21 protein-coding genes are annotated in these 21151 nt (G+C 40.9%); 5 read left to right on the top strand and 16 right to left on the bottom strand.

The features are described 5' to 3' along the window. Nucleotides 1–108 precede the first annotated feature (108 nt). The 3 genes from QMG11_RS09410 to QMG11_RS09400 form a co-directional block, all read right to left on the bottom strand. A complete protein-coding gene (locus QMG11_RS09410; RefSeq protein ID WP_281835465.1) occupies nt 109–675 on the bottom strand; it encodes a TetR/AcrR family transcriptional regulator in 567 nt (188 codons plus the stop codon). 245 nt (nt 676–920) lie between these two features. Next, nucleotides 921–1142, bottom strand: a complete 222-nt coding sequence (locus QMG11_RS09405; RefSeq protein ID WP_281835463.1) for a hypothetical protein — start codon at nt 1140–1142, stop codon at nt 921–923. Between the two features lie 357 nt (nt 1143–1499). Further along, entirely contained in the window at nt 1500–1625 is a 126-nt protein-coding gene (locus tag QMG11_RS09400; RefSeq protein ID WP_281835462.1) for a hypothetical protein, read from the bottom strand. 198 nt (nt 1626–1823) lie between these two features. On the opposite strand from QMG11_RS09400, the gene rlmF reads away from it, so the two are divergent. Continuing rightward, the gene (rlmF, locus tag QMG11_RS09395) at nt 1824–2714 is read left to right on the top strand and encodes a 23S rRNA (adenine(1618)-N(6))-methyltransferase RlmF (protein WP_281835461.1); all 891 of its coding nucleotides are present in this window, start codon (nt 1824–1826) and stop codon (nt 2712–2714) included. 216 nt (nt 2715–2930) lie between these two features. Here rlmF and QMG11_RS09390 read toward each other — a convergent pair whose 3' ends face one another. From QMG11_RS09390 to QMG11_RS09355, 8 genes are all read right to left on the bottom strand, one after another. Beyond that, nucleotides 2931–3248, bottom strand: coding sequence for a hypothetical protein (locus tag QMG11_RS09390; protein WP_281835460.1), 318 nt, complete (start codon nt 3246–3248; stop codon nt 2931–2933). A 93-nt stretch (nt 3249–3341) separates the two neighbouring features. Beyond that, nucleotides 3342–4025, bottom strand: a complete 684-nt coding sequence (locus QMG11_RS09385; protein ID WP_281835459.1) for a lipopolysaccharide core heptose(II) kinase RfaY — start codon at nt 4023–4025, stop codon at nt 3342–3344. Between the two features lie 587 nt (nt 4026–4612). After that, complete coding sequence (locus tag QMG11_RS09380; RefSeq protein ID WP_281835457.1) at nt 4613–4888, bottom strand: hypothetical protein; 276 nt, start codon at nt 4886–4888, stop codon at nt 4613–4615. 22 nt (nt 4889–4910) lie between these two features. Beyond that, nucleotides 4911–5585: a SagB/ThcOx family dehydrogenase gene (locus QMG11_RS09375; RefSeq protein WP_281835454.1), complete on the bottom strand. Its 675-nt coding sequence runs from the start codon at nt 5583–5585 to the stop codon at nt 4911–4913. 169 nt (nt 5586–5754) lie between these two features. After that, nucleotides 5755–6207: an SRPBCC family protein gene (locus QMG11_RS09370; RefSeq protein WP_281835452.1), complete on the bottom strand. Its 453-nt coding sequence runs from the start codon at nt 6205–6207 to the stop codon at nt 5755–5757. A 188-nt stretch (nt 6208–6395) separates the two neighbouring features. Continuing rightward, a complete protein-coding gene (locus QMG11_RS09365) occupies nt 6396–7583 on the bottom strand; it encodes a DUF819 family protein (protein WP_281835450.1) in 1188 nt (395 codons plus the stop codon). A gap of 302 nt (nt 7584–7885) precedes the next feature. Next, nucleotides 7886–8302: a DUF2141 domain-containing protein gene (locus tag QMG11_RS09360; protein WP_281835448.1), complete on the bottom strand. Its 417-nt coding sequence runs from the start codon at nt 8300–8302 to the stop codon at nt 7886–7888. 381 nt (nt 8303–8683) lie between these two features. Then, nucleotides 8684–9415 (bottom strand): GntR family transcriptional regulator, encoded by a 732-nt coding sequence (locus QMG11_RS09355; protein WP_281835440.1) that lies wholly within the window; start codon nt 9413–9415, stop codon nt 8684–8686. Nucleotides 9416–9583: 168 nt separating this feature from the next. Here QMG11_RS09355 and QMG11_RS09350 point away from each other — a divergent pair, with 168 nt between their 5' ends. The 4 genes from QMG11_RS09350 to QMG11_RS09335 all read left to right on the top strand — a co-directional run bounded on the left by QMG11_RS09350 (nt 9584) and on the right by QMG11_RS09335 (nt 15182). Continuing rightward, nucleotides 9584–10918: a 6-phospho-beta-glucosidase gene (locus QMG11_RS09350; RefSeq protein ID WP_281835438.1), complete on the top strand. Its 1335-nt coding sequence runs from the start codon at nt 9584–9586 to the stop codon at nt 10916–10918. After that, entirely contained in the window at nt 10918–12237 is a 1320-nt protein-coding gene (locus QMG11_RS09345; RefSeq protein ID WP_281835436.1) for a family 4 glycosyl hydrolase, read from the top strand. The genes QMG11_RS09350 and QMG11_RS09345 overlap by 1 nt, the downstream gene beginning before the upstream one ends. Nucleotides 12238–13205: 968 nt before the next feature. After that, nucleotides 13206–14387 carry a dicarboxylate/amino acid:cation symporter gene (locus QMG11_RS09340; protein WP_281835435.1) on the top strand — a complete coding sequence of 394 codons (1182 nt, stop codon included), beginning with the start codon at nt 13206–13208 and terminating at the stop codon, nt 14385–14387. 246 nt (nt 14388–14633) lie between these two features. Next, nucleotides 14634–15182: a cyclase family protein gene (locus QMG11_RS09335; RefSeq protein ID WP_281835433.1), complete on the top strand. Its 549-nt coding sequence runs from the start codon at nt 14634–14636 to the stop codon at nt 15180–15182. 185 nt (nt 15183–15367) lie between these two features. Here QMG11_RS09335 and QMG11_RS09330 read toward each other — a convergent pair whose 3' ends face one another. From QMG11_RS09330 to QMG11_RS09310, 5 genes are all read right to left on the bottom strand, one after another. After that, nucleotides 15368–17053, bottom strand: a complete 1686-nt coding sequence (locus QMG11_RS09330) for a flavocytochrome c (protein WP_281835432.1) — start codon at nt 17051–17053, stop codon at nt 15368–15370. Between the two features lie 407 nt (nt 17054–17460). After that, nucleotides 17461–18183, bottom strand: a complete 723-nt coding sequence (locus QMG11_RS09325; RefSeq protein WP_281835430.1) for an MgtC/SapB family protein — start codon at nt 18181–18183, stop codon at nt 17461–17463. 17 nt (nt 18184–18200) lie between these two features. Continuing rightward, nucleotides 18201–19550: an ATP-dependent nuclease gene (locus QMG11_RS09320; protein ID WP_281835429.1), complete on the bottom strand. Its 1350-nt coding sequence runs from the start codon at nt 19548–19550 to the stop codon at nt 18201–18203. A gap of 70 nt (nt 19551–19620) precedes the next feature. Further along, nucleotides 19621–20187 carry an outer membrane beta-barrel protein gene (locus QMG11_RS09315; RefSeq protein WP_281835428.1) on the bottom strand — a complete coding sequence of 189 codons (567 nt, stop codon included), beginning with the start codon at nt 20185–20187 and terminating at the stop codon, nt 19621–19623. 110 nt (nt 20188–20297) lie between these two features. After that, a complete protein-coding gene (locus tag QMG11_RS09310) occupies nt 20298–21035 on the bottom strand; it encodes a tRNA1(Val) (adenine(37)-N6)-methyltransferase (RefSeq protein ID WP_281835426.1) in 738 nt (245 codons plus the stop codon). Between the last annotated feature and the right edge of the window lie 116 nt (nt 21036–21151).

The following is a 21151-nucleotide window of genomic DNA, read 5'->3' as shown; positions in this document are numbered from 1 at the left end:
TTAGTTGATTACAGTAATATATTACAACCACAAATTCATAAAAGCAAGTGCTTACTTACATTTTTTTATAAAAAAAGAGACTTGTTTCCAAGTCCCTTTAAATAAAGACTAAGCCGTATATAGTTTTAATATCTTCTCAGCTTCCTCCTGGATAGTCTCCTCTATGTCCACCTTGGCTACCATATCCTTAGTAAAGATTCTGAAGGTAAATATTCCCATTATAGTGGAGATAAAAGTGACCGCCACCCTCTCTGGATCTCCCTTAAACTTCCCCTCTTCCCTGGCATTTTTCAGGTAGTCTGAAAAGAAATCCTTGTATTTCAGGGAGTTGGTAAACTTCATACTCTCCTCATCTACCTGCTTTACCTGGAGCTTATACATGAGCTCATTGTTTAATAGAAACTTGTAGAAGGAGAAGCCGAATACTCCTAGATCTGTTTTTAGATCTCCAGTGAGTTCAGCCTTGAGCTTCTCTATGACATTTCCCTCCTTGGCATACCTGGTTATAACCTGTTGAAAGAGGTTACTCTTACTCTCAAACTTCCTGAAAATAGTTACTTCATTTACACCGGATTCCCTGGCAATCTGCTTCGTGGAAACTCCAGAATAACCGTACTTTGAAAATAACTTCAAAGCGACCTTTAATATTTTATCTTCTGTTGACAAGATCTTCACCATCTCTTTTAAAATTTATTTTTACCATTAATATTTTAGGCCATAATTCCCTTCATTTCAAGGGAAGAATTAAAGGTTAAATTTTAATGCAGGTGATCATGAAGAATAACTTTTTAATTTTTACCATCAATAATGAGTGGTAAAAATATATAAAAGCTCACTCAAACCTAAGTCTGAGTGAGCTTTTGCGAGTTTAAAGTACCTAGCTAGTTACTTTAAGGTTAATACTTCTTCACCTTTCATATTTAGTGTTTTAGCAGATGATCTAGATAATTTTTGAGTTCCTCCTCGGTATCAGCTGAAGCCAGTAGGTGATCGTGGGGATCCAATAGTCGATAGGGTTTCTCAGCCATCATAAAATATTCCATCTTGTGGTGTTGGACCTTCCAGTTCTTCTCTTCATAGATAGTTTCCCATCTGTGGTGCCCTCCAAGTGTTCGAGGACCCATATGTTTAACTAATGACATAATTATCCTCCTTATGGTAAAGAGTTCTAATGATAAAAACTACCCCATAAAAATTAAAATAACTTTAAAAAAATGAGACCTGGAAAGGCATTGTAGAATAATGATTTATTTCATTGATATAGAGGTAATGAGCTAGCTCACGTCATTATAGCCATATAGCCATTTAAATAAGAAATTCAATTGTAAAGATGAAGTATTCATAGGAGATAGATGTGACCTTTGATATCGCAGGGGCTTCCGATAGAAAAAGTGATGAGCTAAATTTATCTCAAAAGGTTGATGGAAGTAATCTTGAGGCAGGCGATTAAGATCATTTTCATATAAAAGAAAGAGGCTAAAACCTCCTCTTCTGGATCCTTAATAGTATTCTACATAGACACCGTTCTCTACATAGGTTTCCTTCACCACAGTAAAGAGTTTGTGGATATTCCTGTACTCATTTTCCATGGTAATGAGATCGAAGAATTTTTTCCTTAGGTTCATATATTCACCTCCCTTTGCTCTATAGTAATATAAGTATGTGTATAGAAAATTAAACATAGGTAAATGTCTTGTAAATGATATGAAGAGAGGGAAGTAAAAGAAAAAAAACTCTTGGAATCTGCCTTCCCCTTGTCTAGAATAATTAAGCATGTTACAATTTAATCTAGCCATATTAACTATTTAATTAAGGAGTATAAGTTGAAGAATATAAAGAAGAAGGGTGAACTACATCCCAACAATCCCCATAAGGGAAAATATGACTTAAAATTACTGGTAAAAAACCTGCCTCAGTTAAAGGGATATCTGAAAAAGAATCCCAGAGGGGAGGACACCATAGACTTCAGTGACAATGAAGCTGTTGTTCTGCTCAATAAAGCCCTGCTGAAGACCTACTACAATATAAATAACTGGGATATCCCTAACGGATTTCTATGTCCCCCTATTCCAGGAAGGGCAGACTACATCCACTACATAGCTGAACTACTAGATGGTAAAAAGGAGAATGTAAGGGTATTGGACATAGGAACTGGTGCAAACTGCATCTACCCTATCATAGGTAGTCAGAGTTATAACTGGAATTTTGTTGCATCGGATATAGATCCTAAATCCATTGAGAACTCCAGAAGGATAGTGGAATCAAATAAAAATTTAAGGAACAAAGTTACTCTGAAACTCCAGAGAGACAGGAATAAGATCTTTGAGGGGATAATAGAGGAGACCGAAAGATTTGATCTGACTATGTGTAATCCTCCCTTCCATGCTTCCCTGGAAGATGCAATGAGGGCAAACAGGAGAAAGGTAAAGAACCTCAGCAAGGATAATAGAGGAGTAAAAAAGGGACTTAACTTTGGCGGTCAAAAAGCCGAGCTATGGTGTCCAGGGGGGGAGCGTCTCTTCCTCAAAAAGATGGTCAAGGAAAGTGTCAAGTTTACCTCTCAGGTTACCTGGTTTACCTCTCTGGTTTCCAATAAAGATAATGTAAAACCCATTGTAAAATTATTGGATAAGCTGGGAGCTCACCACAGGATACTTGAGATGAGTCAGGGGCAAAAGATAAGCAGGGTTCTGGCTTGGACCTTTAAGGGTTAGGGTCAAACTATCTGAACGGAGCTTTATAGGTGCCTCTAAGTCAGGCAGAAAATATTAATTTATTCAGTAAGTAAGATAAGACAGATGGAAATCTCAGTAGAATAAAAAAAGCACGCTACATAAAATGGCGTGTTTTTTTAGTTTATTATGGTATGAAATTTATAGTAGTTATCTGGATGGGAAAAGAGGCAGCTTATCAAATTTTAAATTACCTGTTTAATTTTTTAAAGTTTCATTTATTTTATTTAAAAACTCCAGCTTATCCCTGAAAAACTCCAGGGCTTTTTTAGAGTTGCTAGGATAGCTGATCTTGCAGGATTCCCATGTTTTTAAGTTCCCCTGGAGAATCTTCCTCTGTTCCTCCAGTGTATTGAGTACAACTTGATTTTCTAAATTCTGACCCTCTAAATAGATGGTCCCTTCTTCAGTTAGATATGCTTTGAATAGAAGAGCAATGTAAGTAGGATTCGCATGATCAATGAACAGCTTAGAATAAAAACTTTTATAGATATTTTCTGACTGTAAAATTTTCATAACTATCACCACCTTCATTAGAAGTATATAACAGAAAGGTAAAAAATCAACAAGGAGGCATTGATTTTATTGAGTTCAATAAAAAAAAGAGGTCTAAAAGACCTCTTGATATATCCTGACACCTCTAAATAGCTCCTTCTTGTATACCCAGGCTACAGCCAGGTAGTAAGCTATATTTTTCCTGTAATCTCCAAAATACCTTGTGAGATCCAGTTTTTCCGGAGTCCTTTTTTGTAGTCTGGCAACATCCTTCCACTTTCCTACTCCAAACTTGCTCCTCTTTAACTTTGTATCGATGAGTATAGCTCCCTCATGGTTACATATAAAGTTTTTCGGCTTGCTGTCTCCGTGAAAGTATCCCATAGAATGAAGTTCCCTCAAGCTTTCCATGACCTTGTTGTAGTCCCTTCCCTCCCTAGGTTCCCTTCCCTCTATATAGGGTGCCAGGATCAATGTCTCTTCAACTCCCATTCCTCTTCTCTTCTCTGCAATTATCTCTACATCATATATATTGTTAAACTTCTTTTCCTTTAGCTTTCTTACATTGTTCAGGGTAGTTCTAAAGATAAGATCTATTAATCCCCTGCCCCTTTCTCTCTTTAAGACGTATTTCTTTCCGTCTATTGTCAGCAGCCTTACCTCTCTGTTATCTTTCTTCTGAAGTGTTTTTCCCATAACATATTCATTATTTTTTATCTTCTCCAAGATATCCCTTGCTTCTATGGACAAGCTGTTATAGTAAATGGTTTTTTCTCCGACTTTTTCCCTCTTATTCATAGGATAAAACCTCCTTATCTACTTCATAATAGATTATACCATTGGGGAGCTGTCCACAAAAAGTTAAGCTTCCCTTACAGAATTCGCCTTATTTTTATGAAATATTAAGTATTTTTAAAGGAATAGATATTCTATATTTGGTTGCTTCTTTTAAATGGGAATTTTCTTTAAAGTAGGTTTCTTATTCTTATAGAGAGAAGGAGAATTGTGTCCCAGAGATGAACTTGTTAGTGTTTTAAGTCTGTAATAGAAGTTTTCTATCAATTTTGGAATAGAATCAAAAAATCAAAAGATGCAACCAGTCTTGGGAAACTAATTGCATCTTTTAGGAGGTATGTCTATGTCTCATATATTGGATCAAAGGGAATCCTTCCCTTAAATATCAAGGAGAGGCAGTCTCTCGGATAGAGACTGCCATATGAAAAAGATGAAATGCTTTTCAATTCATCGAAGTCTCTTTTTAGTCGGTTTATGGATAAAAAAAGTTAATTAATTTTTTTTAACATTTGAATTATTTTGGAACTGGTGAAAAGAAAAAATAGCCTAAGGCTTTCAGGCTATTTTTTAATAGTGTGGAGGCTATTTAATTAAATATCTTCTTCTTTATTATCTTCCTCTATATAGTAGTATCTGCTGTCTAGGTATCTGCAGTATCCCTCGTCATCGACCTCCTCATCTATAAAGGGTTCCGAATATCCCTCATTTATGGTTATCCTTTTCCCTGCAAACTCAAAATCGGTCCATCCCTGGCCCTCCTCTGCCATCTTTTGGGAGAGCTCCTCAGAAACCTCCTTGGGGTAGATGAAGGCCTCCTCTCCGTAGATATCCACCAAGAGGTCTTCGATAAACTTATATCTCTTCATAACTTCCTCCCTTTTTAACTCTCTACTTAATCTTTTTTCCCAGAGGCATTACTCCTAAAGGCTGTTCCCCCTCTGGAAGGGAGAGGATAGAGCTTAAGCGGCTGTCTATAAAGGCTCCTACAAAGGTAGTTCCCATTCCCAGGGCCTCGCACTGGAGATAGATATTCTGTCCTACAGCTCCGGCTTCTATATAGATATACTGGTCCGCTCTCTTTCCGTATTTAACCGCTGTTCTTTCATAGACCCCTGTAATGACAATAATGGCAGGAGCTTTTCCTACAAAGGGTTGGCAGCATGTAAAAAACTTCTTTCTCTTGTCTCCCTCCTCTTTTATCTTAATAGAATGGGTTGCAGGGGAGTATCTATAGATACCCTTTGGGATTCCCTCCACCTCTCCGGCTACAAGATATATCTCCAGGGGATAGAGGGCTCCAGCTGAAGGAGCAGTCCGTAGCCCTCTGCTCCTGTGGGTAATCCCCTGAGCACTCCACAGGATCTGGGAGATCTCCTCTAGGGAGATCTCCTCCTTGGAATACTTTCTGGTGGACCTCCTTTCCCTCATAGCCTCCTCTATAGAGGTGTTCCCTTGGTATCTGGGTCCAGGTAGGGAGATAACCCCATTATCCATCTGGGCCGAGAGGGAGATGAGGGAGAGTGTGGTAAAGCAGAGGATAAGGGTGATAATATTAACCTTCATTATATCGCCTCCAGTTAGCTAAAGATATGGAATTAATTCCTTTGAATAGTGGTTCAAGGGGCCCCCTAAAGGAGGGTAAGATCCAGAAAATGAGGTACCCATAGAACCCAAAAAAAGGAGTGCTAACTATAAAAGTCACCACTCCTTCCCCTCTAAAACACACTAGATCCTATCTGCTCTTCTTGTATTCATCTTCTACTACTTCCTTGAACTTAAGGAGTCTCTTCTGAAGGGTACGCTTTTCAAAACCTGTAAGCCACCGGTGAATCAACGACCCCTCAACAATAGTTGCTGTTTCAGTAAGAAGGGTATCGTGATAATCTCCATCTGTAAGGGTGTAGTCCAGCTTAATATTTTCCTTTTCATCCCCGATATCCATCTTTAGATACTCATCCTTTTTATAGTCTGTAATCTCGCCCTTGTACTCCCAGGTATGCCCATGGACAGCAACACTTTCCCTAATGTGTGTCCCTACCTTCTTTCCGTTGTTAGGAGTAACATCCTCAACCTTTAAGCCATCTACCCACTTAGCCTTCTCACTGAAGTCTGTTAAGAAGTTAAATACAAAATCCCTTGGAGCTTCAATCTTTACTGTTTCCGAGAAAAAAGTCTTTTCAACCATTTACTCTCCTCCTTTCTATAATAATCTGTCCCTATACTAAACTTTTCTTTTAATTTGCAACTATTCCTTTTTTTAAAGAGAAAAGTTTAGTGGCGCCGGCGACACTGAAAGGTTTTAGAACTATCATCTATTTGGTGGAAATGAAAAAAGGACAGGAGGTATCCCTACTGCCCCAGTGTCAATTAAGACTATGTAAGCATAAATAGTATCTTAGCTACTCCCAGACCGGCTCCAGTACCGATTATAGCTCCCAGCATTCCCATTAAAACTCCAACAGGAACAAGAGCCTCATTATAGGCACCGGCAATGATTGGTGAACTTGCTACTCCACCGATATTTGCACAACTAGCTATACAGCATGTGAAGAGGTCGATCTTGAAGGCCTTTGCAAGGATAAGCATAACAAGAGCATGAACTCCAAGGATAACAAATCCAGCAAGGATATAGACAGGAGCCTCTGTAAGCTCAGCAAAGTTAGCACTGGAAGCTATCAGAGCTACAGTAGTGTAGAGCATGATGTTAGAAAGCTGCTTTGATCCAGGAACGTGACCTAGCGGAGTCATAGCTCCAATAATACCAGCAACAGTAGCTAAAAGAATCATCCATGTAGTGCTTGTTAGGAACTGAGTCTGAGGCAGGAAGTCTGCTACCCATGTAAAGAAAGCTCCAGAACCAAGGGCGAGAGCCAGAAGTCCAAAGAGATCTAAGAAGGTAACGTCCTTTCTTCCCTCCTTATCCAGGTCAGCCAGCTTTCTGCTGATATCCTCTACCACAGATGTATCGGCTTTATTAAACAGGTTAAACTTCTTAACGATACTCATAGTTGAAACAAAGAATAGAAGCATCATAATCCATATGGAGTAGTTGATGGAATCTATAAGGAGTGTATATCCCATTCCGGCATCGTTAAGGTTAAGAGCCTGCTGTACGGCTACCATGTTCTGAGTACCTCCAGTCCATGAACCAGCAAGAGCTCCAAAAGCCTGCCACGAGTTTTCAGCCAGACCATTCTTAAAGATCATAAATGCAACTACAAATCCACTGACTATACTTGCTGTAGCTGAGAAGAAAGCAACCAGCATCTTAGGTCCCAACTTCATAATATTTCTCATATCGCACTTTAACAGCATAAGGAAGATCATTGACGGAAGGATAGCACCTCTAAGGGCATTTCTTGCCACCCCTGCACCAGTCTTTACTCCGTCGATGGAAAGGCTCCATACACCAAATGTAGACATAAGCATAGCTCCAAAGTAGATAATTACAAGTGGAGGAACATACTCAAAAAATTTAGACTTTGTCTTTTCCTCTATGAAGAACACCCCAGCTGCAAAACATAGAAGAAAAGCAATAAAGGAAAACCCACCAGTTATCATATAAAAATACCCCCTCTAAAAAATAAAATTTCTTGGCTTACCAATTTATATACTCCATTATTTTTGAATTTGTCAACAGTGTTAAAAGGTCAACAGTTCTCTAAAAGTACAAAAACAACGTTTTCAGTTCGCAAATCGAAAAAACATGGTACCAGTTCCAAAAGAAACCACCTTCAGTCTGAATTCAGAAGAAACTGGTCTTTAAAAGAGAATAATTTTAAAAAAAGTTCAGTGTAAATTAAGTAAAAAAATGGTATATTACCCCTAAAAAATATTATAAAAAAATGTAAAATAAATTTTATTTATGGTTGCCAAAGTTCGATATAAAAAGTTTTACCTGACTTAAAATTAATACAACTGTTCTCGAAATTTGGACTTCTCAGGGGTCTTCTTCTGGCTCCTGAGACCCCATAGGGCTCCCTGGGCTTTCCGAAAAACCACTTGTTCAACCGAGAGTCTCCGTTGATATCCTGGAAAAGGGTGACAGCATACCTTCCCTCCTCTAGGGGGATCTCTATGCCGCCTTCAGCTTCAGCAGGGGTAGCCATATAGCTAAAGACTCCCCCTTCCCTGTCATCGGGAAAACCCTCCTCAGCGGCAAATACAAGGAGGTAGATGGGAGCTCCCCTGTCCTCTATTCCCCTGACCCTTATAGTAAATGGGAACAGATCCAAGCTCAAAATAAGTACTGCAGATAATATCAGAATCCTTCTCACCATCTCTCACCCCCTCTATTAACCATTCAAGGGTAAGGTAGAAAATCCTTGAAAATGAAAGGTAACTTGACCTTGCACTCCAATAGTCACCTGGAAGCTCCATTGCTTTACATAATTTTTTAATAAATTCAATGCCTTCCCTAACAACGAAAAAAGGAAGGGAACCCTCCCTTCCAGTTAAACTTATTCTCTTAATTTCCAGGTGAAAAAAGAGCCCTTGAAATTACCAAAAGGTGAATAAGCACCTCCACTGCAACTACCACTCCCACTGCTATACACAGATCTACAACAAATCTTCCCATAATCCACCTCCCCTAGGACTTATCTCTATTATATAACCTCAGGGGAAGAAAATCTGTTGCACAGGCTGCAAATTGGAGGACCCTACCTCACCCTCTGGGCCCTCTGGACAAACTTATATTTGCTGCTCTTAAAGTAGGCTGTGGAGTACTCGAAAACTGTCCCGTCCTCTAAGAAGGCCTGATTGTCTATCCTCAGAAGGGGTTCCTCCCCCTGAAGTCTGAGGTGCCTTTTCTCCTCCTCCCCAGCAAGGGAGGCTCCTATCTCCTGGATGCTCTCAGAGATCTGTTTTCCAGTATACTCTTCTACATAGGCATACTTGGACCCCTTCAATATGGAGATATTGAGCTCTGGAAGAAGACCCATGGGCAGGTAGGATTTCTCCAGGATGAGGGGCTCATCGTCGGCGCACCTCACCCTGACCACATAGTAAACCATCTCACCAACTGTTGTCTTAAGTTTTTCAGCAACCTCCTCGGTAGCCTTCATTATCTTAAACTCCACTACTAAGTTTCTGGGAGTCATATTGAGATTTAGGATCTCCTCTGTAAACCCGTGGAGTTTCTGGGGAGCATAGTTTATCTTCTCCCTCTTGGCTACAAAGGTTCCCTTCCCCCTTACCCTGTAGAGATATCCCTGGTTAACCAGGTGGTCTGTAGCTCTTCTCGCTGTAAGCCTTGAGACCCCATTAGCTTCAGCCAGCTTGTTTTCAGATTCTATAAGGGCACCATCGGTGATCTCCCCCCTGTCTATCCTCTTCTTTATCCCGTCAGCTATCTGAAGGTATACAGCTCTATCTGAATTCTTATCTATCATAACCTCTCCTTGTGTATACAACTTTTAATAGATTATATCAGATTTAATGGGAAATGTTAACTCAATTGAGGTTATATCCTTAAAAAAACCTTGACAAGGGGAGGATAAATAAATATAATTATGAAAACTTATATAGTTGTGTATACAAGTTGAAAAAAGGAGGTTATTATGGGAATTAAGGTAGTGACTATTGGAGGGGGATCCAGCTATACCCCGGAACTTATAGAGGGATTTATAAAGAGGTATCATGAACTTCCCGTTAGGGAGCTGTGGCTTGTGGATATTGAGGAGGGAAGAGAGAAGCTTGAAGTGATCGGAGCCCTGGCAAAAAGGATGGTAGAGGAAGCGGGAGTTCCCATGGAGATAAAGGTGACCCTGGACAGAAGGGAGGCTTTAATGGGGGCAGACTTTGTAACTACCCAGCTGAGGGTGGGATTACTGGATGCCAGGATAAAGGATGAGAGGATACCCCTCTCCCACAGGGTACTGGGGCAGGAAACCAATGGAGCGGGAGGATTCTTTAAGGGGCTTAGGACCATACCTGTAATCCTTGACATAATAAGGGATATAGAGGAGTTGTGCCCAGAGGCCTGGCTTATAAACTTTACCAACCCTGCAGGTATGATCACTGAGGCAGTACTTAGGCACACTGATTTTAAAAGGTTTATAGGTCTGTGTAATGTTCCTTTGGGGATGCATATGGGCCTCAGCCAACTGCTGGATGTAGATCCTGAGAGGCTGAGGGTGGATTTTGCCGGCCTGAACCATATGGTTTTCGGGCTGAACTTCTACCTGGATGGTAGGGACATAAGAGGGAAGGCTATGGATGCCCTCCAGAGGCCAGACGCCCATATATCCATGGCCAATATAATGGCAGAGCCATGGGATCCTGATTTTATAAGGGGGCTGGATGTTATGCCCTGTCCCTATCTGAGATATTACTGGAAGCATGGGGATATGCTGGAAAAGGATCTGAAAAACTTTGAAAATAATGGAACCAGAGCAGAGGTGGTAAAGGAGCTGGAGAGGGAACTCTTCGAACTCTACAGGGATCCCAAGCTTAAGACGAAACCAAAGCAGCTGGAGGAGAGGGGGGGAGCCTACTACAGTGATGCTGCCTGTGAGCTTATCTCATCCATCTACAATGACAGGGGGGATATCCAGGTTGTAAATACCCACAACAGGGGAGCAGTGGCAAACCTTCCCTACGACTGTGCTGTAGAGGTGAGCTCTGTTATCACAAAGGAGGGACCGAGACCTCTTACTGTAGGGGAGCTACCAGAGGAGGTCATAGGAATAGTGAGGCAGATAAAGACCTTTGAGAGGCTCACAGCAGATGCTGCAGTGAGCGGTGATAGGGTAAAGGCTCTAACAGCTCTCAATGTCAACCCCCTGATCCCGTCGGACAGGGTGGGAAGGATTATCCTGGAGGAGATGCTGACCTCCCACAGGGAGTACCTGCCGAATTTTTTTAACACCTTTAAATCCAAGGGGGAAGTGTAATGAAGGAATATATTGTAACGATAGTTGGAGGAGCATCCTCCTATACTCCGGGGATAGTGAGGTCCCTTATGAACAGAAGGGAAAGACTTCCTCTGAAGAAGCTTGTTCTTCAGGATGTGGACAGTGAAAAGTTAGAGCTTATGGTGAACTACCTGTCTATCCTTTTTCAGGATGAGGAGTATGATGCTCAGGTTCACTGGACAACAGATAGGGAGGAGTCCTTTAGAGGGGCAGACTTCATCTTTACCCAGATAAGAACAGGGGGACTGGAGATGAGGGAGATGGATGAAAAGATCTCTCTGGAGCACGGGCTTGTAGGTCAGGAAACCTGCGGCCCAGGTGGATTTGCCTTTGCCATGAGAACAATAAGGGAGATGGTGGAGATAACAAGGGATGCCCAGAGGATAGCTCCAGAAGCCTGGATTATAAACTACTCCAACCCCCTTCCTATTCTGGCTGAAGCTGTGAGGAGGGAGGTTCCCCATTCGAGATCTCTCTTTATCTGTGACATGCCCATAGTTCAGGAGCTTGCAATGGCAGCTACCCTTGATTATAAACACAGGGATCTTACCTTTGAGTACTTTGGTCTCAACCACTTTGGATGGTATACATCAATTAAAAACAGTGAGGGAGAGGAGCTTCTGCCTAAGCTGAGGGAGATCCTCCTATCAGGAGAGGAGATGAAGATGGTGGATTTTGGACACCTGGATCAGTCGTGGATAACTACCTTCAACAATATAAGGGAGGGGGTTAAGGCCTTCCCAGAGTATATCCCCCTTACATATATACAGTACTACTACTTTCCTGAAAGGATAGTAAAGAAGTATAACCCCGACTATACAAGGGCCAATGAGGTTATGGACGGAAGAAGAAAAAGGATCTATGAGGAGTGTAAAAAGGTGGTAAGTGCAGGAACCACTCAGGGCATTGAACATACCTTGGATGCCCACGGAGACTTTATTGTGGATCAGGCTGTAGCTGTGGCTCACAATACCGGGGAGAGGTTTATGGTAAATGTAGTCAACAACGGCACCTTCCCCAACTTAGATGACGATATGGTTATAGAGACCTTTGGTAGAATCGATGCCCATGGTGCCAGAGCATCAAAGAAGTTCGAGGTTCCCCCCTTCTACAGAGCCTTTATATATTCACAGAATACCTATGAAAAACTAACTGTGGATGCGTGTATGGAGGGGTCCTATAATAAAGCTCTTCAGGCTCTTACCCTTAACCCTACGATACCCTCGGTGGATAAGGCCAGGGAGATACTGGATGCTTTAATAGAGGTAAATGGAGACTACTTTCCTGTTTTGAAGTAGCAGATGAGCTGAGATATCTATCTCAGCTCATTTTTCATTAACAAGATTACCCCTTTAAATATCCCAATATTATAGTAAAAACCTTATTCAAAGCAAGAGGTGTAGTTATCTCCTTGGGAAGTTCTAGCTACCCTGAACTAGTTCATCCCTATGATTTGAAGCCATCAGATGAAATATTATTCGCTAGTATATCTGAGTATGCAGTTTGGCGAAACTTTTGGTGGAAGGAGGATAGGGAGGAGTATTCAAGAGTTGATACAATTTCCCTGCTGTTTTCAATATTATATTCTGGAGAATAGTGGTCTATAGTTACCATTTGGATAGCAAGAGCTCTTGCTAGGATACATCCTATAAAAATATCGGAGCTGTCAGTTTCCCAGCCAGAGTATTATTGTTACCAAGTCTCCAATAAGTATCTAAGACCCAGTAAATTAAGTGCACTTGAGGTCTTTTCCTCTGCTTTAGAAAATTTTTTAAAGACTGTTGAATAGGAAAGTATATCTGCTAATATCTTTTTCATTTTAACTACAAAAATAAACTTTAATCTATAGTAGTGAATGAATAAAGAAAGATTAGTAGTTCAAATTTGAAGGTTAAAAAGGTTGACCTAAGGGGCGCTCCCTTGCCAAGATATTTTATCTTGGGGTTTTGAAGAGGATTATAGGATAAAGAATTAAATGGAAGATAAATAAGTAAGAAAACCTATTGAATTTTTAGAAAATTTATATCGGTACACGAGGAGATCCTAAGATCTCCTCTTTTTTTATTGTATCTTCAGTGTTTTCAGGGGTAAGAGGATGTAGAGGATAAAATATTAAGAGTGTAACACAAACCTACAACACTTGACAAAATGAACTTTTAAAAAGCTTTTTGTTCTGAAAATAAATAAAAATACCGAAATAGGTTGAAAATCTTTTTTAGATGGTGTATAGTAAATTCAAGAATATTTATATTTTAGGAGGAAACACATGAAAAAGATAGGACTATTACCAAAACTGATAATAGCGATTATTATTGGTATAATGTTAGGAAAGTTAGATTTTATTCCCCTGGTAAGGGTGATGGCTACATTTAACGGAATTTTTGGAAACTTTTTAGGATTTGTGATACCCCTTATAATAATAGGGTTTGTTGCTCCGGGAATAGGAGACCTGGGAAAGGGAGCTGGAAAGCTTCTTGGAATTACAGCTTTAATCGCATACCTTTCAACTGTATTTGCAGGGACTATGTCATTCTTTGTTAACAGCACGATCTTCCCTAAGATTCTAAAAGCAGGATCTATGTCGTTAGCAGATACCTCTAATCCAGAGCATGCTCTTTTAAGCGGATACTTTAATGTAGATATGCCGCCAATTATGGGAGTAATGACAGCACTTCTTCTGGCTTTTACTTTAGGGCTTGGTATAGCAGCTACCGAGGGAGACAGCATCAAGAAGGTTATGAAGGAGTTCCAAGGTATTGTAGAGAAGTTAATAAAAAATCTGATAATCCCAATGCTTCCATTCCATATTGCAGGTATCTTTGCAAATATGGCTCATGCTGGACAGGTTGAGACTATTATGTCTGTATTCTTCAAGGTATTCATAATAATATTCAGTCTACACATTATCATGGTGCTTCTTCAGTATACAGCAGCAGGAACTCTTGCAGGAGCAAGTCCTGTGAAGCTTGTAAAGAATATGATACCTGCATACTTTACAGCTGTGGGAACTCAGTCCTCTGCAGCAGCAATTCCTGTAACTCTTCAGCAGACAATTAAAAATGGAGTAAAGAATGATATAGCAGACTTTACAGTGCCACTGTGTGCAACTATCCACCTATCTGGAAGTACTATAACCCTTGTAAGTTGTGCTATAGCGGTAATGATGTTAAATGGAGTTACCATTACATTTGGAAATATCTTTGGATTCATCCTTATGCTTGGAATTACAATGGTAGCAGCACCAGGAGTACCGGGAGGAGCAGTAATGGCAGCTCTGGGACTACTGGAAACTATGCTTGGATTTACTCCAACTCTGACATCTCTTATGATAGCTTTATATCTTGCACAGGACAGCCTGGGAACAGCTTGTAATGTAACTGGTGACGGAGCAATTTCAATTATAGTTAACAGAATTTCAGGAAATAAACTGGAACCTGTAAAGGCTTAGGAAAAACAGAATAGCAGATAAAGGGGAGTCTTTTCAAAGGCTCCTCTTTTGATTATCTAAGAAAGTAGAGAACTCTTAAAAAGTTACTTGAAGCAATCATTGTTCATTTTGATTGTCAGGATGCAACGTCACGTTGCTTTTTATTGTTATTACTTAAATATGAATCAAAAAATCCAAAAAAATTTTGTTGACAAAGAAACAAAAAAACTGATATTGTATCCTTGCAAACAAAAAGGAGGTAAAAATATGATTATAAGTTTAGAAGAGTATCAAATTTCAGAGAAGTTAAAGAGATGGAGAGATAATCAGGAAGCAAAACAGGCTGCCCATGTGGGAACTCATATAGATGTGTATAACCATACAGTACTTGAGGAGGATCTTAAGTATGTAAGGGGAGTAGTCGTAGATGTAAGGGAGATAGAGAAGATAGGAGTGGAACACCTTAATGGAACTGAACTACATGATGGTGACTTTGTAATATTCAGAACGGGATATATGGAAAGGTTTGGGTATGGATCGGAAAGATACTTCGATATTAAGAACGCTCCCCACCTTACCACTGAACTGGTTGACTATCTTATAGCTAAGGGGGTGAAGTTTATAGGAATTGATCTTCACAGTATTCAGCTTGGAGCTGAGCATAAAAAGATAGATATCTACTGCGAGGAGAGGGGAACCTATGTTGTAGAAAACCTTACAAATCTTGAGAAATTAAGTGGTGAAGTGAAGCTTAAGCTTAAATTCAATCAGGAGGAGGGAGCTACAGCTATTCCAGTTGAGATAGAGGTAGTTTAGAGGGAGGAGTTAGAGGAGCTAGTCTTGGAACACTTCCATTAAATTATTTATAGTTTCATCTGGCTGTGAGGAAGCTTATTTAGTAAGGGGAAGCTGGAGTTGAGATGGGACCTCTTAATGGCAAATTTCAGACAGAGGATATACCTAAATAAAAAACCTCCCATTATAGGGAGGTTTCTTTATTTTTACTTGATATATTCAACAGCTGAATCTCCAGCAATTCTTCCAAATACAGTGATATCTGTAAGGGCATTTCCTCCAAGTCTGTTGGCACCGTGAACTCCACCAGTAACCTCACCTGCAGCAAATAGTCCCTCTACTACCTCACCGCTCTTATTGTAAACCTGAGCCTTGTTATCTATCTTGATTCCACCCATAGTATGGTGTACTGCAGGACCTACCTCTACAGCATAGAATGGAGCCTTGATAAGAGGTCTCTTCATATTCTGTCTCGCGAAATCCTTATCCTTTCCAGCACTTGCAAATCCATTGTACTTTTTGATGCTAGCCTCTAAATCCTTAGGTGATAGATCTACCTTCTTAGCCAGCTCCTCTACAGAACTAGCCTCTGTAAGAAGTCCCATCTTAGCATATCCCTCGATAGCCTTCAGGCTCTCCCTTACTCCCTGATCAAAGATTAGGAAAGCAGTTTTTCCCTTCTGCTGAAGAGTTGCTTCAGAAACAACGTCTCTAGTGGAAAGCTCATTTACAAATCTCTTACCTTTTCTGCTCACAAGGATAGCACCATTACCTCTTACCGCCTCTGTAATCATGGTATTTCTAACTGGTACTACAGTAGGGTGAGTCTGGATCTCAGTCATATCTACAGTAGCGACACCCAGATCCTTTATAAGGTCCAGAGCATCTCCAGTGGCTCCAGGGTGGTTTGTTGTACCGAATCCCTTCAGGGCAGGATCCAGAGTTTCAAACTTTTCAGGACTGTTTCCAAATCCACCAGTTGCAAGGATAACAGCTTTAGCATCTATCTTGTATCTGCTTCCATTTTCCTCAACTACAATTCCGTCTATCTTGTTGTTGTTAGTTGTGATTTCCACAGCTGAAGTTAGGGTTCTGATATCTACTCCTACCTCCTCAGCCTTCTTAGAGAGAGCGTCGATGATATTTGGTCCTACCTTGTCTCCGCCGCTAGGTCTGTGAGTTCTGTTTTCACTTGCACCACCCATTCTACCAACGTCGGTCAGGTCAGCACCTCTGGCAGTAAGCCAATTAACTATATCTGAAGACTGTTCAACCAGTGTAAGTACAAGAGAGGCGTCGTTCTTCTCCTTTCCTCCCTTCATAGTATCTCTGTAGAATAGTTCAGTGGTATCGCCGTTGTTCTGGAAAGCAGTTTCAGCAGCATTTAATCCACCAGTTGCATAAGTAGTGTTTCCACCAAGGATAGGCATCTTTTCCACCAGGATAACATCTGCCCCCTTCTCTCTGGCCTCTATGGCAGCAGTAAGACCTGCTCCTCCTCCACCAACTACAACGATATCTGTCTTTACATCGGCTATTGCATCGTTAGCAGCAGCAGCTTCCCCACCTTGAAGCTCTGCCCCGCTTGTCTCAACAGCTTTCTTTACTGCATCAATAAATCCTTCACTTGAGAATGTAGCTCCAGCCATGGCATCTACATCAGTTGTTTGCTTTTGGATCATCTCCTTACTAAGTCTATCAAAGGCAGTCTCAGCAATCCTCTTTGTATCGGAGTGTTCAGTTACTGTAATATCTTTAATAGTATTTTCACTAACTTCTACCTCAACATTGATATCCCCAAGATATCCGTCACCCTTTCCCGTGTAGGTACCTCCAAAGGCATTGGTAGCCAAAAGTACCATTAACATTACAATCGATAAGATCTTTTTCATAATTCCTCCCCATATAGCTGTTATTCAGCCATATTTTATATTATATTTCTTAAAGAAAATTTAGTTTTATATTTCACGAGTAATTATACAGGTCTTCGGGAGATATAGCAATACCCCATTAATTAAAAAAACCTTAAATTATACATTTTTTTTGAAAAAAGAGACAATTGTTTGAAAGGTAACCGTATAAATTTATTTAAAATCCTTGGTATACACCAATGCTATCCTGGCGTTCTGGATAGGAGTGGGGTTAATGACCCTTAGCAAAAAGATCTGTAAATAAAAAAAACTTTCTGCCACTAAGCAGAAAGTCTTTTATTTTAAGGAAAGTAGATTTTTTATAAAAAATTAAATAAAGTAATGAGTGACCCAAATGATTGTTAAGGTGAAGCGTCACGCTTACTTTATCACTCAAACTGGTTTGTTTTTGGGGTTCCCACCCTCTTAAACTTTGATACCTCATCCAGGAGAGAGATCTCTCTTGTCAGTTCAGAGGTATCCATGTATCTTGGAATGATGAGCTCTACAGTAGACCTTCTCACGGAGCCATCATCCCTGTCAAACTCCTCTAAACGGTTAAGCTTTCTTATCCTCACAGCTTTATTTATAAGGAAGAGCTCCAGTTTCTCCTCAAAGGTAGAGGGGTTGCAGTACTCAATATAAAAGTTTCTTCTTACCTTATTGGTAAGGAAGTAGAGTTCGATCTTCTTGAGGATCATAATGGAGAAGTATACTGTAACGGTAACGATGCTCCCCAGAAGGTAGTATCCCATTCCAAAGGCTATTCCTATGGCAGCTACAACCCATATGGTAGCTGCAGTGGTGATTCCCTTTACACTTCCTTTTTCATGGAGGATAGCTCCAGCTCCTAAAAATCCTATTCCAGAGACTACCTGGGCAATAAGCCTTGCAGGGTCACTCTTTACTGGGTAGTCGTAGATAAGGGTGTCCCTTACAATGAGAGACTGGATGATGGCTATACTTGCAGCTCCTACGCACACAAGAACGTTTGTAACAAAACCTGCAGGTTTTCCCTTCCTCTCCCTTTCAAATCCAATTACTCCTCCTGCCAGGAGGGCAGTAACCACCCTCAGGAAGATCTCTCTGTTATCTATTATAAAATGCTCCATAAGTATCACCTCAATATCTATCCGTATATTTTTTTAATCTTATTGGCAAGAGAGTCTGGGATCCTGTAGCCCCTCTCCATGACCATCTTCAGGGCAAGGAAGGGTTTATTCTTATAGGACTTCTTCTCCCGCTCTCCCCCTATCTCCTCCTCTATATCATTTTTAAACTCCACATACCTTCCTATCTCATAGTTGATCTTTCTCTGGATCTCCTTGTTCTTCCTTATGGAGGTTTCCCTCTCAGCAGGAACCCTCCAGATGTGGTCGTCCCTGTCGTAGACCACTACATAGGGAATATGAAACTTGTTGAGAAGTTTGATATATTGGGGAAGGGTACTCTTACTTCCACATTCTATCACAGAATAGTCGTATTTATAAACCCCCAGCATCCTTGCCAGGTAGGGGATGAGTATCTTGTCGGTCTGTCCCTCAACAAGGACCACCCTCTTGGCGAAGAAAAGTTCACTCCTGTCTGGGTTTATCCAGTAGTTCATATTAAACCTTTTAACCTCATCCCTGGAGAAGAGTCTCTTCCTCTGCTGAAATACATGGGTCCCCTTGGAATCCCTCCTCACTATACAGATAGACCTGTACTGCTTGAGGCCGATAAATGCTCCAGAGTGGGTGCACACATATATCTGAGTTCCCAGCTTGGAGAGCTTCACCAGGCTGTCATAGAGCTCACGCTCAGCCTGGGGATGAAGGTATAGCTCAGGCTCCTCATATAGGATTAAGGTATTTCCCAGGACGCTTCTCTTGGCACCTATGGAGTCCCTTGCAAGGAGCCTAGAGATATTGAAGATTACATTCCTCTGGAGTCCCTTGCTGGCATACTCCTCCCTGAGACAGGAGTAGATATTCATAACCTCCTCTACATCCACCAGCCCCATGGAATCCTCTCTCTCCAGGATTCCCAGTAGCTTCTTATAGAAAAATTCCGTGAGCTCCTGGCTGTTTGTGGCAATGGATGGAATGAAGAGGACCTCTATCTCTCCTACAATCCTTCTGTAATCCCTGTAGGTGATCTCGTAAACTCTATCCCTCTTTACTGTATAGTAGTGCTCCCTTCCAGCTCTGTCCACTGTTATTCTGAGGTTCAGCCTCTCATCCTTGTCCAGGTAGGTTTTGAACTTCCCTATGATAGCCACATCCTGGATCTCAAAGCACCCCTGGATCTCCACAAGCTTATCCCCATCCTTTGGGTCCTTCCTTCTAAAGTTTCTCTCCCCCAAAAAAAAGAGGAGGGCTGAAAAGATACTGGATTTACCGTGGTTGGATCTTCCTATAAAGAGCATAAGATTTTCAAACTCTATCCTTAAATGATCTATAGACTTCCAGTTATTTATCTCGATGTTTTTTAGATACAAAGTAACCACCCCCTATATAGGGTATACAAAAAAAAGAGGAGCTACCTTTAAATAGCTCCCAAGATTTATTTTAGTGATCCAGCCTCATGGTGAGACTCAGCTTAAAGAGGTCTGAAACAGGATCTATATCCTTTCCGTCTATCTCTGCATCAAACTCGGTTCTACTCCAGCCGGCCTCAATACCAAAGCTTTCCCTGTACTCCAGTCCCACTCCGGCTCCGTAGTATGGACCGCTGTCTATAGTGAGGTCCCCTCTGTCCTTATCTGTAAAGGCGTATCCAAGGTTACCATATATATATGGGGTCCAATTTTCCCACACATTAAACCTGTACCTGAGGATACCATATACAGGATAGGACTCAACATCATTAAATCCATTTTGGAAAACAACGTCCTTAAGTTCATGCTTTTCAAAGGCTGCTCCCAGACCGAGATCCATACCGCTCTCAAATCTAAAGAGGTACTCCAAACCTACAGTCGGGTAAATATCCAGATCTTCATCCCCAGCAGAGGTGTCGGTATCCATCTGACCACCAGCTACACCTAGTTTAAACATCGCAGATCTTCCCTCAAGAGCTGCATAGGCTGGGGCACATACCAACAGAAGTGCTGTGATTCCCAGTAGAACCCTCTTCATAAAAATCATCTCCCTTCCAAAGCAAAGTATACTACAATTTACCTCTGTGTAGTGAAACTTCCTTTTTTTAAAGGAGAATAAATTCAAGTATCCATGGGGATTCTATGAACTTACTTAAACATCTCAAGGACTTCTCTGGAGTATTTACCGTTTGTATCGTGGGTATAGAGGGGAGGCAGTACTCTTAGTCCCTCTCCTCCGTACTTGATTCCCTCCACTAGGATTATCTTGGCTTCCTTCCCCAGTTTAGAGTGGCAGAACTGCAGCCTCTTTGGGGATATATTGTACCTTCTCATTACATCCAGTATCTCTATCATCCTGTCTGGTCTGTGGACCATGGTGAAGTATCCCCTGTCCCTTAGAAGGCCAGAGGCTGTAGAGATGATATCTTCCAGGTTAGCTGTGATCTCGTGCCTTGCATAGGTGAGCTGATCCAGGTCATTTAGAAGCTCCTTGTTTCCCTCGAACTTAAAAAATGGGGGGTTGGTAATTACAGCATCTACACTGTTGGGTCTGAAGTGATCCTTCCAGCTCTTCATATTGTCGTGGATGATATCCACCTGCTCCTCCAAGCTGTTTATCTCTATATTTCTACGGGCAAGATCAGCAGAGACCTCCTGTATCTCGATTCCTGTAATGTGGGACTTGGATCTTCTTGAAAGAAGCATGGGAATAGAGCCGTTTCCAGTCCCCAGGTCCACGATCTTCTTTGTTCCCCTGTTAATGGTTAGGAATTCAGATACAAGTACTGAATCCAGGGAGAAGTTAAAGTAGTCGGCTCTCTGGATAATCTTCATCCCCTCTTTATTTAAAAAATCTATCATTACTTCCTTTTCATGTTGTAGCATATATCCTCCTGAACTTTTATCAAAAATATCATAATTTCATTATATTGTATAACTAATTGAAGAAAAATTGAAGTTTTTTTAGACGGTCTCATGCGAGGTGGGATATCTAGGTCTTT

It is taken from the genome of Propionigenium maris DSM 9537 (assembly GCF_027925155.1).
In the GTDB taxonomy this organism is placed as follows: Bacteria; Fusobacteriota; Fusobacteriia; order Fusobacteriales; family Fusobacteriaceae; genus Propionigenium; species Propionigenium maris.
Note: the sequence above shows the minus strand (reverse complement) of the source record. Positions and strands in the feature narration are given on the sequence as shown.

What these genes read in the sequence shown, in the direction of transcription:
- QMG11_RS09365 (WP_281835450.1), bottom strand. Translation starts at nt 7,583, where the DNA reads ATGATAACTGGTGGGTTTTCCTTTATTGCTTTTCTTCTATGTTTTGCA.
- QMG11_RS09370 (WP_281835452.1), bottom strand. Translation starts at nt 6,207, where the DNA reads ATGGTTGAAAAGACTTTTTTCTCGGAAACAGTAAAGATTGAAGCTCCA.
- QMG11_RS09345 (WP_281835436.1), top strand. Translation starts at nt 10,918, where the DNA reads ATGAAGGAATATATTGTAACGATAGTTGGAGGAGCATCCTCCTATACT.
- QMG11_RS09405 (WP_281835463.1), bottom strand. Translation starts at nt 1,142, where the DNA reads ATGTCATTAGTTAAACATATGGGTCCTCGAACACTTGGAGGGCACCAC.
- QMG11_RS09380 (WP_281835457.1), bottom strand. Translation starts at nt 4,888, where the DNA reads ATGAAGAGATATAAGTTTATCGAAGACCTCTTGGTGGATATCTACGGA.
- QMG11_RS09350 (WP_281835438.1), top strand. Translation starts at nt 9,584, where the DNA reads ATGGGAATTAAGGTAGTGACTATTGGAGGGGGATCCAGCTATACCCCG.
- QMG11_RS09385 (WP_281835459.1), bottom strand. Translation starts at nt 4,025, where the DNA reads ATGAATAAGAGGGAAAAAGTCGGAGAAAAAACCATTTACTATAACAGC.
- QMG11_RS09310 (WP_281835426.1), bottom strand. Translation starts at nt 21,035, where the DNA reads ATGCTACAACATGAAAAGGAAGTAATGATAGATTTTTTAAATAAAGAG.
- QMG11_RS09335 (WP_281835433.1), top strand. Translation starts at nt 14,634, where the DNA reads ATGATTATAAGTTTAGAAGAGTATCAAATTTCAGAGAAGTTAAAGAGA.
- QMG11_RS09315 (WP_281835428.1), bottom strand. Translation starts at nt 20,187, where the DNA reads ATGAAGAGGGTTCTACTGGGAATCACAGCACTTCTGTTGGTATGTGCC.
- QMG11_RS09360 (WP_281835448.1), bottom strand. Translation starts at nt 8,302, where the DNA reads ATGGTGAGAAGGATTCTGATATTATCTGCAGTACTTATTTTGAGCTTG.
- QMG11_RS09330 (WP_281835432.1), bottom strand. Translation starts at nt 17,053, where the DNA reads ATGAAAAAGATCTTATCGATTGTAATGTTAATGGTACTTTTGGCTACC.
- QMG11_RS09390 (WP_281835460.1), bottom strand. Translation starts at nt 3,248, where the DNA reads ATGAAAATTTTACAGTCAGAAAATATCTATAAAAGTTTTTATTCTAAG.
- QMG11_RS09340 (WP_281835435.1), top strand. Translation starts at nt 13,206, where the DNA reads ATGAAAAAGATAGGACTATTACCAAAACTGATAATAGCGATTATTATT.
- QMG11_RS09355 (WP_281835440.1), bottom strand. Translation starts at nt 9,415, where the DNA reads ATGATAGATAAGAATTCAGATAGAGCTGTATACCTTCAGATAGCTGAC.
- QMG11_RS09325 (WP_281835430.1), bottom strand. Translation starts at nt 18,183, where the DNA reads ATGGAGCATTTTATAATAGATAACAGAGAGATCTTCCTGAGGGTGGTT.
- QMG11_RS09375 (WP_281835454.1), bottom strand. Translation starts at nt 5,585, where the DNA reads ATGAAGGTTAATATTATCACCCTTATCCTCTGCTTTACCACACTCTCC.
- QMG11_RS09400 (WP_281835462.1), bottom strand. Translation starts at nt 1,625, where the DNA reads ATGAACCTAAGGAAAAAATTCTTCGATCTCATTACCATGGAAAATGAG.